The 15,796-nt window shown below is 61.2% G+C and carries 16 protein-coding genes and 1 pseudogene; 5 read left to right on the forward strand and 12 right to left on the reverse strand.

Annotation, left to right across the window (positions count from 1 at the left end; translation table 11 throughout):
- Positions 1–332 (forward strand): annotated as a pseudogene (locus QOL81_RS25080) (IS4 family transposase); the annotation flags it as partial.
- A gap of 62 nt (positions 333–394) precedes the next feature.
- Here the strand turns inward: QOL81_RS25080 and QOL81_RS25085 are convergent.
- The 10 genes from QOL81_RS25085 to QOL81_RS25130 all read right to left on the reverse strand — a co-directional run bounded on the left by QOL81_RS25085 (position 395) and on the right by QOL81_RS25130 (position 9,933).
- A complete protein-coding gene (locus QOL81_RS25085; RefSeq protein ID WP_060419835.1) occupies positions 395–1,720 on the reverse strand; it encodes an ATP-binding protein in 1,326 nt (441 codons plus the stop codon).
- A gap of 6 nt (positions 1,721–1,726) precedes the next feature.
- A complete protein-coding gene (locus tag QOL81_RS25090) occupies positions 1,727–2,407 on the reverse strand; it encodes a response regulator transcription factor (protein ID WP_038881296.1) in 681 nt (226 codons plus the stop codon).
- A gap of 257 nt (positions 2,408–2,664) precedes the next feature.
- Positions 2,665–3,546 (reverse strand): cysteine synthase CysM, encoded by an 882-nt coding sequence (gene cysM, locus QOL81_RS25095; protein ID WP_033638551.1) that lies wholly within the window; start codon positions 3,544–3,546, stop codon positions 2,665–2,667.
- Positions 3,547–3,625: 79 nt separating this feature from the next.
- Complete coding sequence (gene cysA, locus QOL81_RS25100) at positions 3,626–4,714, reverse strand: sulfate/thiosulfate ABC transporter ATP-binding protein CysA (protein WP_060419829.1); 1,089 nt, start codon at positions 4,712–4,714, stop codon at positions 3,626–3,628.
- Complete coding sequence (gene cysW / locus QOL81_RS25105) at positions 4,704–5,579, reverse strand: sulfate/thiosulfate ABC transporter permease CysW (protein ID WP_025303787.1); 876 nt, start codon at positions 5,577–5,579, stop codon at positions 4,704–4,706. Before cysW ends, cysA begins: the two co-directional genes overlap by 11 nt.
- Positions 5,579–6,418 carry a sulfate/thiosulfate ABC transporter permease CysT gene (gene cysT / locus QOL81_RS25110; protein WP_019453852.1) on the reverse strand — a complete coding sequence of 280 codons (840 nt, stop codon included), beginning with the start codon at positions 6,416–6,418 and terminating at the stop codon, positions 5,579–5,581. The genes cysW and cysT overlap by 1 nt, the downstream gene beginning before the upstream one ends.
- Positions 6,419–7,441: a sulfate ABC transporter substrate-binding protein gene (locus QOL81_RS25115; RefSeq protein WP_047730138.1), complete on the reverse strand. Its 1,023-nt coding sequence runs from the start codon at positions 7,439–7,441 to the stop codon at positions 6,419–6,421. It abuts the gene before it with no gap.
- 201 nt (positions 7,442–7,642) lie between these two features.
- Complete coding sequence (locus QOL81_RS25120; protein ID WP_060419825.1) at positions 7,643–8,542, reverse strand: Dyp-type peroxidase; 900 nt, start codon at positions 8,540–8,542, stop codon at positions 7,643–7,645.
- Between the two features lie 182 nt (positions 8,543–8,724).
- Positions 8,725–9,312, reverse strand: a complete 588-nt coding sequence (locus tag QOL81_RS25125) for an RpoE-regulated lipoprotein (RefSeq protein WP_038881279.1) — start codon at positions 9,310–9,312, stop codon at positions 8,725–8,727.
- A gap of 156 nt (positions 9,313–9,468) precedes the next feature.
- Complete coding sequence (locus tag QOL81_RS25130) at positions 9,469–9,933, reverse strand: DUF2919 domain-containing protein (protein WP_060419823.1); 465 nt, start codon at positions 9,931–9,933, stop codon at positions 9,469–9,471.
- 175 nt (positions 9,934–10,108) lie between these two features.
- On the opposite strand from QOL81_RS25130, the gene QOL81_RS25135 reads away from it, so the two are divergent.
- Positions 10,109–10,507, forward strand: a complete 399-nt coding sequence (locus QOL81_RS25135; RefSeq protein WP_049198414.1) for a YgiW/YdeI family stress tolerance OB fold protein — start codon at positions 10,109–10,111, stop codon at positions 10,505–10,507.
- A gap of 42 nt (positions 10,508–10,549) precedes the next feature.
- On the opposite strand, the gene QOL81_RS25140 is transcribed toward QOL81_RS25135, so the two are convergent.
- The gene (locus QOL81_RS25140) at positions 10,550–10,975 is read right to left on the reverse strand and encodes a GNAT family acetyltransferase (protein ID WP_004936504.1); all 426 of its coding nucleotides are present in this window, start codon (positions 10,973–10,975) and stop codon (positions 10,550–10,552) included.
- A gap of 204 nt (positions 10,976–11,179) precedes the next feature.
- Between QOL81_RS25140 and amiA the strand changes: the two genes are divergently transcribed.
- The 3 genes from amiA to QOL81_RS25155 all read left to right on the forward strand — a co-directional run bounded on the left by amiA (position 11,180) and on the right by QOL81_RS25155 (position 13,502).
- Positions 11,180–12,061: an N-acetylmuramoyl-L-alanine amidase AmiA gene (gene amiA, locus QOL81_RS25145; protein WP_047730137.1), complete on the forward strand. Its 882-nt coding sequence runs from the start codon at positions 11,180–11,182 to the stop codon at positions 12,059–12,061.
- A 65-nt stretch (positions 12,062–12,126) separates the two neighbouring features.
- Positions 12,127–13,047, forward strand: a complete 921-nt coding sequence (gene hemF, locus QOL81_RS25150) for an oxygen-dependent coproporphyrinogen oxidase (RefSeq protein ID WP_060419818.1) — start codon at positions 12,127–12,129, stop codon at positions 13,045–13,047.
- Positions 13,047–13,502, forward strand: a complete 456-nt coding sequence (locus QOL81_RS25155) for a YaiI/YqxD family protein (protein ID WP_004936514.1) — start codon at positions 13,047–13,049, stop codon at positions 13,500–13,502. Before hemF ends, QOL81_RS25155 begins: the two co-directional genes overlap by 1 nt.
- Before the next feature lie 22 nt (positions 13,503–13,524).
- Here the strand turns inward: QOL81_RS25155 and QOL81_RS25160 are convergent, their stop codons facing one another.
- Positions 13,525–15,765 carry a TonB-dependent receptor domain-containing protein gene (locus QOL81_RS25160; protein ID WP_060419815.1) on the reverse strand — a complete coding sequence of 747 codons (2,241 nt, stop codon included), beginning with the start codon at positions 15,763–15,765 and terminating at the stop codon, positions 13,525–13,527.
- Positions 15,766–15,796: the final 31 nt, after the last annotated feature.

Genomic DNA, 15,796 nt, shown 5'->3' on the forward strand with positions numbered 1-15,796 from the left:
TGAGAAGCAAAAAGCCGGAGTTGGTCAGGCAGGAACTGTGGGGCGTGGCGTTGGCTTATAACCTGCTGCGCTTCATGATGGCGCAGATGGCTAACAGCCTGAAGCATGTAGAGCCTTATCAAATCGGTTTTAAACAGGCTGCGTTATATCTGACAGCCCAACTGAGCCTGCTTCCGGCAGTTGCCCCAGGGAAAGTCCCGAAGATAATGAATGATATCCTGGCAATGGCGGGGAGCTTCGTACTTCCTTCTCGACGGCAAAGGCATTACCCACGGGCAGTAAAAAAGAAGCCGCAACGTTATACGTTGCGGCTTCCTCAAAAGCTTAACTGACAAGCATTACGCCCTCGGCGCCGTTTTTTTTATCTCCTTCGTCGTATCCCAATTTCGCTACGTTATGACGGCCAGCGCGGGATACGCAGGGTAATGACCAGCCCCTCTTTATCGCCGTTGCGCGCCTCAACCTGGCCGCCGTGCGCCAGCACCACCTTGCGGGTGATCGCCAGCCCCAGGCCGTATCCCTTGCCCGACAGCGCCGACTTCACGCGCACGAACGGATCGAAAATGCTCGACAGCTTCGCCTCCTCGACTCCCGGCCCCTGATCGCTGACCGCGATCTGGAACTGGTTATCGACGCGCGTCAGCGCCACCGTCACCCGCTGGCCGTGGCTGGAAAAGCGCAGCGCATTACGCACGATGTTATCCACCGCTCGCCGCATCAGTTCCGCATTGCCCTTGACGGTGTACTCCACGTCCGACTCGGCCTGCAGCACGATATCCACGCCGGGCACCTGCGCCTCGTAGCGCGCATCGCTCACCACCGCATCCACCAGGCCGTACAGATCGAAATACTCCTCGTCCGGCAGGCTGCTGTGTTCGGCGCGCGACAGCGCCAGCAGCTCGCCGATCATTTTGTCCAGCCGCCCCGACTCGTGTTCGATGCGCTTGAGCGAAGTTTCGACATTGCCGGCATTCTGCCGCGCCAGGCCGATCGCCAGCTGCAGGCGCGCCAGCGGCGAACGCAGCTCGTGCGAAACGTCATGAAGTAACTGCTCGCGGGCGCTGACCAGCAGCTCCAGCCGCTCAGCCATGGTGTCGAAATCGCGCGCCACGTCGGACAGCTCGTCATGACGGCGGCGCATTTTCGGGAACAGCCGCACCGACAGATCGCCCTGCGCTACCCGATCCAGACCGCCGCGCAGCTGACGCATCGGCCGGGTCAGGTTCCAGGCCAGCACGGCGCTGAACAGCAAACCGCCCAGCCCGCCGACCCACAGCATCGGCGCAGGAATGTTGAAGAAATGGGAACGCCGCTCCGGCCGATACTCTTCCCGCAGCCCGCGCACGTTATAGCTCAGCCAGTATCCCTGCCCTTCCCCGGTCTGCACCCAGGCAGAGATTTCCTTCGGCATCCGCCGCCCTTCAAATACCGGTTCTTCCGGCGCGGGCGGCGGCGGTTGGGTCATCGGCGTCACCGACAGCAAACGCCTGTCGTCCTCGGGCCAATCGCGCATCAGGGCTTCCAGCGCCGGCATGCCGCCGCTGCGCAACTGGGTAGCCGCCGAGGTCAGCTGCAGGCCGATGACCCGCCGCGCCATGGCGTTCTCCGGCGGCACATAGCGGTCGCCATACAAAGAAAACGCCACCCACAGGGCCTGCGTCATGATGAGGAAGGTCAGCCAAAAGCCGAGCAAAATTTTCCAGAACAGTCTTCCGCGCATGTCAGGTTACCGAATGCGATAGCCGATGCTGCGCACCGTCTCGATGCTCAGCGTATTACCGGCCAGCGCGCTCAGCTTCTGGCGGATATTGCTGATATGCACGTCCACGCTGCGATCATAGGCCTCGCGCGGGCGCCCCAGCCCCTTCTCGGACAATTCATCCTTCGACACCACGCGATCCGGCGCGCGCAGCAATAGCTCCAGCAGATTGAATTCCGAAGCGGTCAGATCAAACGCCTTACCGCGCCATTCGCTGCTGCGGGTTGAAGGGTTCAGCGTCAGCTCGCCGAAGCTGATGGCGGCTTCGTCGTCCGCCTCCTGCGGCCGCTCTTCGAAACGGCGCAGCACCGCGCGCAGACGCGCCACCAATTCGCGCGGGTAGCAAGGTTTGGGCATGTAATCGTCGGCGCCCATCTCCAGGCCAATCACCCGATCGATGTTGTCGCCTTTGGCGGTCAGCATGATGATCGGCAGCCGGCTCTTTTTACGCACGTCGCGCAGCACGTCGATGCCGCTCATGTCCGGCAGCATGATATCGAGGATCATCGCGGTATAGTCGCCCGACAGCGCGCCCTCTACCCCCGCCTTGCCGGTCAGCACCAGCGTGGCGTCGAAGCCTTCGCCCGTCAGGTATTCGCTCAGCATGGTGCCAAGCTCCAGGTCATCGTCGACCAGTAAAATTTTCATGCCTTGCTCCTTCACCGATTTTCGTTATTTTCCCGCCAATTCCGCCGGCCCGCAGCCGGTTTTACTCAATCCTTACACATCGCGGTTCGCGTCTCGCCACCGTTATTGTGGCTGCTGTCGCGCGATTTCTCTACTTCTGTCAGGGTATTGGCGTACAGACAGGCTCCGGCCACCGCCCAGGCGGGCCGGCTATGCCGTCGGTCAAAAGGAAAGTGAGAAGGGTTTTCCCGGCGGAACACACCGCCGGGAGGGCACATTCAGTCGAACACGCCGGTGGAGAGGTAACGGTCACCGCGATCGCAGACGATCGCCACCACGACGCTGCCGGGGTGGGCCGCCGCGACGCGCAGGGCGCCGGCTACCGCGCCGCCGGAGCTGACGCCGCAGAAGATGCCTTCACGCTGCGCCAGCTGGCGCATGGTCTGCTCGGCATCGCGCTGCTCGATATCCAGCACCTGATCCACCAGCTCCGGGCGGAAAATGCCCGGCAGGTAAGCGGGCGCCCAACGGCGAATGCCGGGGATGCTGCTGCCTTCGGCCGGCTGCAGGCCGATGATCTGCACCTGCGGATTCTGGCTCTTCAGATAACCGCCCACGCCGGTAATGGTACCGGTGGTGCCCATGCTGGAAACGAAGTGCGTGATGCGTCCTTCGGTCTGGCGCCAAATCTCCGGGCCGGTGGTGGTGAAGTGGGCGTAGGGATTGTCGAGATTGTTGAACTGATCCAGCACCTTTCCCTGCCCCTGGCGCTGCATCTCCAGCGCCAGATCGCGCGCCCCTTCCATCCCCTGCTCACGGCTGACCAGGATCAGCTCGGCGCCGTACGCGCGCATCGCCGCCTGCCGCTCCAGGCTCATGTTCTCCGGCATCAACAGCTTCAGCGTATAGCCTTTGAGCGCGGCGATCATCGCCAGCGCAATGCCGGTATTGCCGCTGGTGGCCTCGATCAGCACGTCGCCGGGCTTGATCTCGCCGCGCAGCTCCGCCTGCTGGATCATCGCCAACGCAGCGCGATCCTTCACCGATCCCGCCGGGTTATTGCCTTCCAGTTTGACCCATACCTCGCTGCCCGCCTGGGCAGCCAGCCGTTGCAGTTGTACCAGCGGGGTGTTCCCGATGCATTGTTCGAGCGTTGTCACGATCTTTGCCTGTGTTGATGTGCGTAAAGTAAAAAGGCAACCCGGGGGTTGCCTTGAAGAAAAGGGCAGCTAAAACCTATCAGGCGCTTTTGGCTAACGCAACAGGTTGCAGCAGTTGATCGCCGGCATACAGCCGCGCATTGAGGCTGCCGACGTAATAACGGCCGCCGCGCACCGGGGTTGGATTGCCTTCCGGCAACACCACGCCGATCGGCTCCTGATGCCAGCCGATCGGCTGCACCGTCAGCTGCCAGAAGTGGCCACGCGGGCTGGCTTCCAGCACCTGCACCGGCAGCGGGCAACGCTCGCTGCTTTCGGTCGCCACTTCCATTTCCCACGGGCGCAGGAACAGATCGACGCTGCCCTGGTGCATCGGCTGGAACGACAGCGGCCACTGGTGCGCGCCGACGAACAGCTGGGATCCGCGAATTTCGCCGTTCAGGCGGTTCACTTCACCCATGAACTCCAGCACGAAGCGGCTGGCCGGTTCGCGCATAATCTCTTCCGGCGACCCGACCTGTTCGATATTGCCCTGGCTCATTACCACGATGCGGTCGGCCACTTCCATCGCCTCTTCCTGATCGTGGGTGACGAACACGCTGGTGAACTTCAGCTCTTCGTGCAGCTGACGCAGCCAGCGGCGCAGCTCTTTGCGCACCTGCGCATCCAGCGCGCCGAACGGTTCGTCCAGCAGCAAAATTTGCGGTTCCACCGCCAGCGCGCGCGCCAACGCCACGCGCTGTTTCTGGCCGCCGGACAGCTGAGACGGATAGCGGTTGGCCAGGTGGCCCAGCTGTACCATTTCCAGCAGCTGGGTGACTTTCTGTTTGATCGCCGCGGCGTTCGGCCGCTCGCGGCGCGGCAGCACGGTCAGGCCGAAGGCGATGTTGTCGAACACCGTCATGTGGCGGAACAGCGCATAGTGCTGAAACACGAAGCCTACGCGCCTGTCGCGCGCATGCATGTGGCTGACGTCGGTGCCGTGGAAGCCCAGCTTGCCGCCGCTCTGGCTTTCCAGCCCGGCGATGATCCGCAGCAGCGTGGTCTTGCCGGAACCGGACGGCCCGAGCAGCGCCACCATCTCGCCGGAAGCAATATCGAGCGAGATATCGTTCAATACCTTGGTGCGACCGAAGTACTTGTTGATGCCGTTAATCTCAATGCTCATGATTTTCCTCCCGCTCGAGACGCGCGTTTTGACGTTCCAGACGCCACTGCAGCGCGCTCTTCAAAAATAGGGTAACGATCGCCATCAGGGTCAACAGCGCGGCGGCGGTAAAGGAGCCGACGGTGTTGTAATCCTGCTGCAACAGCTCGACCTGCAGCGGCAGGCTGTAGGTTTCGCCGCGAATCGAACCGGACACCACCGACACTGCGCCGAACTCGCCGATGGCGCGCGCGTTGGTCAGCACCACGCCGTACAGCAGCGCCCAGCGAATGTTGGGCAGCGTCACGCGGCGGAACATCTGCCAGCCGGACGCCCCCAGCAGAATGGCGGCCTCGTCTTCCTGGCTGCCCTGGCTGAGCATCATCGGCACCAGCTCGCGCACCACGAAGGGGCAGGTGACGAAAATGGTCACCAGCACCATGCCCGGCCAGGAGAACATGATCTGGATGTTATGCGCATCCAGCCAGCCGCCCAGCAGGCCGTTGCTGCCGTAAAACAGCAGGTAAATCAGCCCCGCCACCACCGGTGAAACGGCGAACGGGATATCGATCAGCGTCAGCAGCAGCTGGCGGCCGGGGAAGGTGAAGCGCGTCACCAGCCATGCCAGCAACGTGCCGAACACCAGGTTGAACGGCACGGTGATCAGCGCGATCAAGACCGTCAGCCAAATGGCGTGCAGCATGTCCGGATCGAGCAAGTTGCTCCACATCGCGCCGAACCCTTTGGAAAAGGCCTCGGCGAAAATCGACATCATCGGCACCACCAGCAGCAGCACCGAGAACAGCGTGCCGATGGCGATCAGCGTCCACTTGCCCCAGTTGACGCGCGGGCGCTCGGCGCCGTTGAAGGCGGAAACATCGGCCATCAGTGCCCTCCTCCCAAACGTCTGCCGAAGCGGCTTTGCAATACGTTAATGCTGAACAGCAGCAGCAGCGACGCCGCCAGGATCACCGAGGCGATGGCGCTGGCCGCCGGGTAATCGAACTCCTGCAAACGCACGAAAATCATCAGCGAGGTCACTTCCGTCTTCCAGGCGATGTTGCCGGCGATGAAAATCACCGCGCCGAACTCGCCCAGGCTGCGGGTAAAGGAGATGGCGGTGCCGGCCAGCAATGCCGGTGCCACCTCGGGCAACACCACGCGGCGGAAACTCTGCCAGCGCGTAGCGCCCAGCGTCTCGGCCGCCTCTTCGTATTCCGGCCCCAGCTCTTCCAGCACCGGCTGCACGGTGCGCACCACAAACGGCAGGCTGGTGAACGCCATCGCTACCGCGATCCCAAGCCAGGTAAAGGTGACCTTGATGTCGAAGTGCGCCAGCCACTGACCGTACCAGCCAGTGGTGGAAAACAGCCCCGCCAGCGTCAGGCCGGCCACTGCGGTCGGCAGTGCGAACGGCAGATCGATCAGGCCGTCCAGCAGCGAACGGCCGGGAAAACGGTAGCGCGTCAGGATCCAGGCCATCAGCATGCCGAACACCGCGTTAAACAGGCTGGCGACGCCGGCCGCCAGCAGCGTCACTTTATACGCCGCCACCACCTGCGGGTTGGAAATCACTTCCCAGTATTGCGCCAGGCTCATCTGTGCCAGCTGCATCACCAGCGCGGTGAGCGGCAACAGCAGGATCAAACAGGTATAAAACAGGCTGCTGCCGAGGCTGAGGCCAAATCCGGGCAGCACCCGCTTACTGGACGACAACGCCAACATTTACTTGCGCCCTGCCGCTAACAGCTGATCCAGCTCGCCGCCGGTGGCGAAGTGGGTTTTCATCACCTGCGGCCAGCCGCCGAACTGGTCTTCCACGCGGAACAGTTGGGTGTCCGGGAATTGCCCCTTCGCCGCCGCCATCGCTTTCTGGTCATACACGCGGTAGTAGAAGCTGGTGATCACCTGCTGCGCCGCCGGGCTGTAGAGATAGTTCAGATAGGCTTTGGCCGCCTGTTCGGTACCGTTGCGCTCGACGTTTTTGTCGACCCAGGCCACCGGGAACTCCGCCAGAATATCGACCGGCGGCACGATCACTTCGTACTTGTCCTCACCGTACTGCTTGCGGATGTTGTTCACTTCGGACTCGAAGCTGATCAGCACGTCGCCCAAGCCGCGCTCGACGAAGGTGGTGGTCGCGCCGCGGCCGCCGGTATCAAACACCAGCACGTTCTTCAGGAAGCGGGTCATGAAGGCGCGGGTCTTGGCCGGATCGTTGCCGTCGGCCTGATTGGCAGCGCCCCAGGCGGCCAGATAGGTGTAACGGCCGTTACCGGAGGTTTTCGGGTTCGGGAACACCAGCTTCACGTCGTCGCGCACCAGATCGTTCCAGGTGTGGATCCCCTTCGGGTTGTCCTTGCGCACCAGAAACGCCATGGTGGAGTAGAACGGCGAACTGTTGTTCGGCAGGCGCGCCTGCCAGTCCGCCGGGATCAGCTGCCCGCGATCGTGCAGGATCTGCACGTCGGTCACCTGGTTGTACGTCACCACGTCGGCGCGCAGGCCCTGCAGGATCGCCAGCGCCTGCTTGGAGGAACCGGCGTGCGATTGTTTGATGGTCAGCTTGTCGTTCGGATGCTGTTGATTCCACTGCTGTTCAAAGCCGGGATTCAGCGCGACGAACAATTCACGGGAAACGTCATAAGAGCTGTTCAGCAATTCCGCCGCCGACGCGGCGCCGCTCGCCAACAGCGCAGCCGCCAGCCAACCTTTCAGCACGAGATTTTTAACCCGGTTTTGTTTCATTCTGCACCTTATCACTGAGTCATTCCTTCAGGCTTTCGCCTTATTGACGACCAGTGTATTTATAACTCGGTGCGGAGCTGTAACGCTTTTATATACCGTTTAGTGATTTACAAGCATCAAACGCTATAAGGCAGGGAATGCGAGGCGTTTTCGGGGCGGGAAAACGGGCCGAAGCCGGGCGCGCCGGCTTCGGCAACGGCGTCAAAGTGACAGCAGGCGCGTCAGCGATGGCGCAAAGTAGTAGCTGCCGGTAACCGCACGGCTGAAACGCAGCATCGCGTCGCGTTTGCCGTCCAGATCGCCGAACATGCTCAGCAGCTGCTGCTCGATATTGTGCAGGCGTGCGCAATAGGCGATGAAGAACAGGCCATGCTTGCCGCTGGCGGTGCCATAAGGCAGGCTCTGGCGCAGAATTTTCAGGCCCTTGCCGTTCTCTTTCAGATCGACGCGGCTGACGTGCGAGGTATCCGGGCGCTGATCGGCCGGCAGCTCTTCGCTGTCTTGCTTGGTGCGACCGATGATCTGCTCCTGCTGCTCGGTGGTAAAACGCTGCCACTGGCGCAGGTTGTGCTCGTAACGTTGCACCAGCACGTAGCTGCCACCTGCGTCCTCTTCGCCTTCGGCAATCGTCGCCACTGCCGGGCGCTGCTCGCCCTGCGGGTTTTCGGTACCGTCGATGAAACCGCTCAGATCGCGCTCTTCCACCCAGCGGAAACCGTGGGTTTCTTCTTCAATCTTGATGGCGTTGCCGAACGCCGCCAGTGCCGCCTGCGCCAGCGTGAAGTTGACGTCGTGACGCAGCGACTGAATGTGGATCAGCATATCGCGCTGGGTGGCCGGTGCCAGCCCTTTGCCGAGCGGCGTGAACGGCTTCAGCTCTTTCGCGCCCTGGCCGTTGGAAAGATCGTGCCAAACGTCATAGCCGAAGGCGATCACCGCGCCGAGGCGCGCATCGGGAAACTGCTGCTGCAGCTCGCTCAGCGTCTGACAAAACTGTTTGCAGCCCTGGCGCAAGTCGGCGAATTCGCCCTGTACGGTGGCTTCCATAAAAATGGCGAAACGGCAGTGCTCCAGCAGAATGCCGCTCTGAACCTGTGTCATGTTGTTATCCTCAATACCAGAATCCGGCAACAGGTAAGGTATGGCGGTTGACGCGCGGGTTCCCTGTTACAAACGCGCGCTATCATACCGCAAGCACGGGCGATTGCCTTGCAGCAGCGCAAAGAAAATAGGGGTAATGGCTTGAAAAGGCAGGCACCGTGAACCGGCGCCCGTTGAACATATTACTGCTGCGGCTTGGCGTGCCAGATGATTTTGCTGACCGTCCAGCTTTTCAGGGTGTCGTCCGGCGGGATGATGTCCTGCGCCCCGGCCCACTTGCCGCTGAAGATATAGGTAACGTACTTGCTCTGCTCCGCCACGCACTCCACTTTGCCGGCGTCTTCGCCGCTGCCCGGTTTACAGGAGCCGAACGCCTTGCTGTACATATCGCCGAACGGCGTGCCGAGCTTGTTGCCCCACTCCGTCGCCACTTTCTGATCCATTACGTCTACCCGCTGCACGTGCCCTTTCGGCTCGCCGGTGATCACCAGCTTCACTTCGTCGCCGGACAGCGCCTGGTAATAAGAGACGATCTGACCGTTGCTGGTCGCCATGCCGCCGCGCAGGCGGTAGTTGCCGTCCAACCCGTCGTTGATGGCGCTTTCCGACATCGGCGTGCCGGCGTTGAGCTTGCCGACGCCCTTGGCGCCGACCTCCAAGCTGCTGCCGAACCAGTTGAACGGCGACAGGCTAGACCAGGAGAAATTGGACATGCTCGAACAGCCGGTCAGTAACAGCGGAAGCCCTAACAACAGGGGGCGAATATTCATCTCTAGCTCCTTAAACATCAATGGCACGGGGCGGTGACCCGCCCCTGCCGCACTCGGCGTTTTGCTGCGTGCCAGCCTCTCACAACGGCCCGCACTACGCCAACGGTTGCCAGCTTGGAGTGCGGAAAATGCGAAAAGTGCCGCACTTCTCGGCAATTAGTCGGCGTGCTCCACCGGCGCAAAACAGGCTTTCAGGCGCGCATTCAACAGCAGATAGCTCAGCGCCAGCGCATCGAGCAGCGCCAACGCCAGCTCCAGCCCCGGCGCATCGCCGTCCTGGCGCCACAGGCTGAACAGCGAGCCGCCGAGCGACGCCAGCACGGAGATAATCAGCCCCCAACGCCAGCCGCGCCACAGCCGCGGCCATTGGTGACGGCGGCCGCTCAGCAAAAACGCCAGCGCCGCCGGCAGGCCGAGCAGCATGCCGTACCAAAAGCGTTGGGTATCCGGATAAAACAGCGCCAGCAAGCTTTCACCCTGCTCACGCGAAGCGCCGGCCATCACGAACAGCAGCCAGGTGCGCGCCTGCAAAATCAGCACGGCCCAAAATCCCAGCGGCAGCCGCAGCGCGCCATGCTGGTCGTAATCGTCCGGGGAAAACCGGGGTGAGAATGGCTTCAACGATCGTTCCTTGCCAACAGAATAAAGACTATGGCTACAGATGGGCGCCGGCGATGGGAATTTCAATGCGTCGGCTTAAGAAGCTCTTAAGATCGGCGTGTTTTAATCCTTATCACTGAGCAAGCAACCCGATATCAGCGGGATGTGATTTTCGATAACGATAAGGAAGCGCAACATGAAAAAACTGACTCTGGCCGCTCTGATCGCGCTGTGCAGCGCACCGGTACTGGCGCAACAAGGCGGGTTCCTCGATCCGGCCGCGCCGCAGGCCCAAACGCAAACCACCGCACAAGGCGGTTTCTCCGGCCCCAGCGCGGCGCTGACCACCGTGGACAAGGTGAAATCGATGAGCGACGACACCTGGGTGATGCTGCAGGGCAACATCGAGCAGCGCATCGGCGACGAAACCTATACCTTCCGCGACGCCACCGGCACCCTGACGGTCGATATCGACCGCAAACGCTGGAACGGCCAAACCGTTACGCCGAAAGACAAGGTGCAGTTGGAAGGCAAAGTGGATAAAGACTGGAGCAGCGTCGAAGTGGACGTGAAAACCGTCAAAAAGCTGCCGTAATGCACTGTGGCGGGCGGTGCAACGCCGCCGCCCGCCGCTCGATCAATATTCCTGATCTTCGATCAGCCGCTTGCCCAGGCTGGTGATACCCTGGATCTCGTAGCCGAGCTTCTCGTACATCTCGACCACCGTGTCGTTGTCTTCGCGCACCATAATCTGGATCTTCGGGCAGCCGCGGGCGATCAACTTCTTCTCCAGACGATTGATCAACGCATTGGCGATGCCGCGCCCGCGATAGTCGGGATGCACCCCGAGGTAATACGCCGAGCCGCGGTGGCCGTCATAACCGCCCATCACCGAACCGACCACTTCGCCGCCGACTTCCGCCACCAGGAACAGCTCCGGATCGTGGTTCAGCTTGCGTTCGATGTCCATTTCCGGATCGTTCCAGGGCCGCAACAAATCGCAGCGCTCCCACAGGGTAATGACCTCTTCAAAGTCGTCTTGTCGAAATACGCGAATTTCCATCGATGTTGGCCGCTGTTAATTAAGGTGTTTATCTGATTATCGCGTGATTATTCACTTACGCAATATCAAACTGCGATTTACCGCGCTATTTGCCCAGAAATCGCCGGTAACAGGCGTAATAAATGGAAATAGTTATCGGGTCGATTAATGATTATCAATACGATATAACGTCGCAAAATAGAAACGTCGATGGAGCGTTGCGTAATGAAAAAGCAGGGTAAACAATTCCTCAATTTTAAGCCGCTTGCCGTTTCCCCGACGCGACGCCAACTTTTGCTTTCCGGCCTGGCGGTAGCGCTGTTCGGCGTGAAAAACCGCAGCGCCAGGGCGGAAGGCTTACTGCGCAATCAGCACAGCAAACCGGCGGCGAAACCGGCCGGCGGCAAAAAACTGGTGATGATCGATCCCGGCCACGGCGGCATCGACTCCGGCGCGGTCGGCCATGAAGGCTCACAGGAAAAACACATAGTGCTGGAAATCGCCAACCACGTGCGCCGTTTTCTGCATGAGCATGACCACGTCGAGGCGCGCCTGACGCGCGAAGAAGACGAATTCATTCCGCTGTTCCAGCGGGTGGAGATCGCCCACCAGCACCAGGCCGACCTGTTCATTTCGATTCACGCCGACGGCTTTACCAGCCCATCGGCCTCCGGCGCTTCGGTGTTCGCCCTCTCCAACCGCGGCGCCAGCAGCGCCATGGCGCGCTACCTGTCCAACCGCGAAAACGCCGCCGACGACGTGGCGGGCGGCAAGTACAAGGATCAGGACAACTACCTGCAACAGGTGCTGTTCGATCTGGTGCAAACCGACACCATCAACAACAGCCTGACGCTCGGCCGCCACGTGCTCGGCCAGATCCGCCCGGTACACCACCTGCACAGCGACAGCACCGAACAGGCGGCGTTCGCGGTGTTAAAATCCCCGTCCATTCCCTCGGTGCTGGTGGAAACCTCGTTCATCACCAACCCGAACGAAGAGCGGCTGCTGGGCACCACCGCGTTTCGCGAGAAAATAGCCCGCGCCATCGCGGACGGCATCGTCAACTTCTTCGACTACTTCGACGCCCACCAGCGCAAACCCCGCTGATGCCGCGGGCGGCGAATAAGAGTATACTCAGCGCCTTGTTCAGCCAGACGCTATAAAGACCCCGCATGAGTTTACCTAACATCGCTGAAGTAAAATCCTTCCTGCTGGCGCTGCAGGATCATATCTGCGCGCAGCTCGCCCAGGCCGACGGCGGCGCCGTGTTCACCGAAGACCAATGGACGCGTGAAGAAGGCGGCGGTGGCCGCAGCCGCGTGCTGACCAACGGCGCGGTGTTCGAACAGGCGGGGGTCAACTTCTCGCACGTCTCCGGCGCCACCCTGCCGGCCTCGGCCACCGCGCACCGTCCGGAACTGGCCGGGCGCAGCTTCCAGGCGATGGGCGTCTCGTTGGTTATCCATCCGCTCAGCCCTTATGTGCCCACCAGCCACGCCAACGTGCGTTTCTTCATCGCCGAAAAGCCGGGCGAAGCGCCGGTGTGGTGGTTCGGCGGCGGCTTTGATCTGACGCCGTTCTACGGCTTCGAAGAGGATGCCGTGCACTGGCACCGCACCGCGGCCGAACTGTGTGCGCCGTTCGGCGACGAGGTCTACCCGAAATACAAGCAATGGTGCGACGATTACTTCTTCATCAAGCATCGCAACGAAGCACGCGGCATCGGCGGCCTGTTCTACGACGATCTGAACACCCCGGACTTCGACCACTGCTTCGCCTTCACCCGCGCGGTGGGCCAGGGCTTCCTCGACGCCTATCTGCCGATCGTCGAAAAACGCAAGGCCTTGAGCTGGGGCGAGCGCGAGCGCCAGTTCCAGCTGTACCGTCGCGGCCGCTACGTGGAGTTCAACCTGGTGTGGGATCGCGGCACGCTGTTCGGGCTGCAAACCGGCGGGCGCACCGAGTCCATTCTGATGTCGATGCCGCCGCTGGTGCGTTGGGAATATAACTACCAGCCGGAAGGCGACAGCCCGGAAGCGGCGCTGGCGCGCGATTTCCTGCCGGTGCGCGACTGGCTGCAGGAGCCGAAATGATGCAGATTTGGGTCGATGCGGACGCCTGTCCGAACGTGATCAAAGAGGTGCTGTTCCGCGCCGCCGATCGTACCGCCATCACCGTGACGCTGGTGGCGAACCAGCCATTGCGCACACCGCCGTCGAAGTACATTCGTTCACTGCAGGTGGCGGCCGGCTTCGACGTGGCCGACAACGAGATCGTGCGCCGCTGCGAAGCGGGCGATCTGGTGATCACCGCCGATATCCCGCTGGCGGCGGAGGTGATAGAGAAAGGCGCGGTGGCGCTGAACCCGCGCGGCGAACGCTATACGCCGGACACCATCCGCGAGCGCCTCAACATGCGCGATTTTATGGATACCCTGCGCGCCAGCGGCATTCAGACCGGCGGCCCGAACGCCCTGAACCAGCGCGACCGCCAACAGTTCGCCAACGAGCTGGACAAATGGCTGCTGCAGGCGAAACGGGCGCAGTGACTGCGCCCTGCTCCGCTGCGGTTTAGAAGCGCACCTCCCCGCCGAAGATATAGGTACGTCCACGGGCAGTGTTGGTCGGCGTCTCATACTGCGACTGCGACGGCAGCGAGTTCATCTTGTTCAGCGCGTCCGAGTAGTCTTTGTCCATCAGGTTTTGCACGCTGAGCTTCAGCAGCAGATTGCGATTCACCTGATAGGTGCCGTACAGATCGATAATGGTCGGAATATGCGGCGCCGGCTCTTTCAGCAACTGCTCATTCTCATCGTAATCAGAGTCCGGCGACAGGCGCACCGATTTGCCGGTGTATTTCACTACCCCGCCCAGCGTCAGTTTCTCGTCCAGCAAGCGTACCCCGCTGTCCAGCGTGAAGTAAAATTCCGGCAGTTCGCTGACATCGCCCGCGCCGAACACGTTGCTAGCCTGGTTGGTCGGCTGGGAGGTATGCTCCTTGCTTAACGACAGCTTGGTGAAGGCGAAACCGGCGTCGTACAGCGCTTCGAGCTCCACCCCGCGCATTTTGACCGGTTCGGGGGCGTTACTGTACATGGTCATGCTTACGTTGACGTCCGCGTTATCCCACTCTTCCTGCGTCGCCTGCGAGCGGTTGCACTTCTGGCGGTTTTTACACACCAGGTAGGTTTGGCTGGATATGTAGTTTTTGATTCTGGTTTCGAAATAGACCGCTTTCAGCTGGAAACTGTCCTGCTTGAACAACAGATCGTGGGCATTGGCATTGAAACCGCCCTGCCAGGTCTCCGCTTTTTCGCCCTTCAGGAACGGGTTCATCGACTGGCCGCCGCTGTTGGCGAAGAACACCTCCTGGATATTCGGCCCGCGCATCGACTTGCTGTAGCTGACGAACGGTTGCAGCCACGGCGTTACCTGCGCCGACAGCATGACCGACGGGTTGAAGCCGTGTTCGTTGCGGTTGATATTGCCGGCGCCCTGCGGGAAGCACTCCACGCGCTCGTCACAGGCTGGCTTATAGCCGGAGAGGCGATAGGCGGTGTAGTTCAGATCGAAATTCCCCTGCCAGATGCCGTAGTTGGCCTGCAACCCGCTATACAGGCTGGAAATATCTTGCTTGCCCGACATTCCCACCGGCATGCTTTCCGCCTGATTGTCATCCGTCACCAAGCCGGAGGCCTTTTTCTTATACTCGTTGCGCACCAGCTTGCCGCCGTAGCTGAAGGCGAAATCGACGTCCTGCAGGCTGAAACGGCTGGTGTTGTTGATATCCAGCGCATCAGAGATGTTTTTCGCCGTGCTGTCGCTAAAGCCCGCCATGTTGTTGGACATGAATTTCTGCTCACCCCGGCTGGTGCTGGCGGTCAGGTTGAAATCGATCAGTTCCGAGAACGGCGCGTAGTGATACTTAAGGTAAAAATCGTCGCTGTCGATGTGGCGGCGGGTGATTTTATTCTGGTAGCTGCGCGCCGACAGTTCGATGCTGTTAAAGGCATCCGGCTTGATGTCCACCTTGAACAGCTGGGATTTCGGGTTCTGGCGGTAGGTTTTATCGACGTTGAACACCTCGCTGTCGAAACCGGCGCCGTTTTTGTAGTTGGAGGTGATGGAACTGCCGCTGATCGCCGCCATCGCCCCCAGGCTGCCGCCGTCGGCAAAGGCGGCGGTTTTGGCACCCACGGCGATCATGCCGCTGCGGCCGATGCCGTTATTGCCCACCGAGAATTTGGTGCGCACGCCGAACGGGTTATCGGAAAACACCACGTCGTCCACGCCGATAGTGCGGAAGTTGGCGCTGCCCGCCAGGGCGTTCACCCCAGCGGAGCCGGTGGCATTGCCGCGCGCCACGTCGACGCCGACGATAAAGTTAGGATCGATCAGCGCCCCGAACTGGCTGGTGGGCAATCCCCCGTGCGCTGCGTCGCTCGGCGAGTTGCCGTAGTAGTTTTGCGTGATGCCGTCGACCATGGTGTTGACCCGGCCAAAGCCGCTCAGGCCGCGAATATTGACGCTGACCGATCCCTGGCCGGGATCGATCTGGGTATAGGTGCCCGGCATGCTGCGCAGAATGCTGTCCACCGACTCCAGATTCTTGTTTTCATCGCGCGAGCTGAACGCGCCTGGCCTCGCCAACGCGTCTTTTTCGCTGCTTTTGCCGCTGTCGGCGGCCGAGACGTTGAGCGGGCTGAACGCCACGCTGCCTTTATTATTTTCCGCCTGTTCCTGCGCGGCCGCAGCCGGCCCGTACAGCGCCAGTCCCGCGCCGATCAGGCTCGCTATCATTTTGATTTTCATATATCCCCAGAAATAGCCAATAAGGTTTGAT

The organism is Serratia sp. CC22-02 (assembly GCF_900182895.1).
Classification (GTDB): domain Bacteria; phylum Pseudomonadota; class Gammaproteobacteria; order Enterobacterales; family Enterobacteriaceae; genus Serratia; species Serratia nevei.

Bases quoted from the DNA above. Each gene is read 5' to 3' on its own strand.
- QOL81_RS25085 (WP_060419835.1), bottom strand. From the start codon at position 1,720: ATGCGCGGAAGACTGTTCTGGAAAATTTTGCTCGGCTTTTGGCTGACC.
- QOL81_RS25090 (WP_038881296.1), bottom strand. From the start codon at position 2,407: ATGAAAATTTTACTGGTCGACGATGACCTGGAGCTTGGCACCATGCTG.
- cysA (WP_060419829.1), bottom strand. From the start codon at position 4,714: ATGAGCATTGAGATTAACGGCATCAACAAGTACTTCGGTCGCACCAAG.
- cysW (WP_025303787.1), bottom strand. From the start codon at position 5,579: ATGGCCGATGTTTCCGCCTTCAACGGCGCCGAGCGCCCGCGCGTCAAC.
- cysT (WP_019453852.1), bottom strand. From the start codon at position 6,418: ATGTTGGCGTTGTCGTCCAGTAAGCGGGTGCTGCCCGGATTTGGCCTC.
- QOL81_RS25115 (WP_047730138.1), bottom strand. From the start codon at position 7,441: ATGAAACAAAACCGGGTTAAAAATCTCGTGCTGAAAGGTTGGCTGGCG.
- QOL81_RS25120 (WP_060419825.1), bottom strand. From the start codon at position 8,542: ATGACACAGGTTCAGAGCGGCATTCTGCTGGAGCACTGCCGTTTCGCC.
- QOL81_RS25125 (WP_038881279.1), bottom strand. From the start codon at position 9,312: ATGAATATTCGCCCCCTGTTGTTAGGGCTTCCGCTGTTACTGACCGGC.
- QOL81_RS25135 (WP_049198414.1), top strand. From the start codon at position 10,109: ATGAAAAAACTGACTCTGGCCGCTCTGATCGCGCTGTGCAGCGCACCG.
- QOL81_RS25140 (WP_004936504.1), bottom strand. From the start codon at position 10,975: ATGGAAATTCGCGTATTTCGACAAGACGACTTTGAAGAGGTCATTACC.
- amiA (WP_047730137.1), top strand. From the start codon at position 11,180: ATGAAAAAGCAGGGTAAACAATTCCTCAATTTTAAGCCGCTTGCCGTT.
- hemF (WP_060419818.1), top strand. From the start codon at position 12,127: ATGAGTTTACCTAACATCGCTGAAGTAAAATCCTTCCTGCTGGCGCTG.
- QOL81_RS25155 (WP_004936514.1), top strand. From the start codon at position 13,047: ATGCAGATTTGGGTCGATGCGGACGCCTGTCCGAACGTGATCAAAGAG.
- QOL81_RS25160 (WP_060419815.1), bottom strand. From the start codon at position 15,765: ATGAAAATCAAAATGATAGCGAGCCTGATCGGCGCGGGACTGGCGCTG.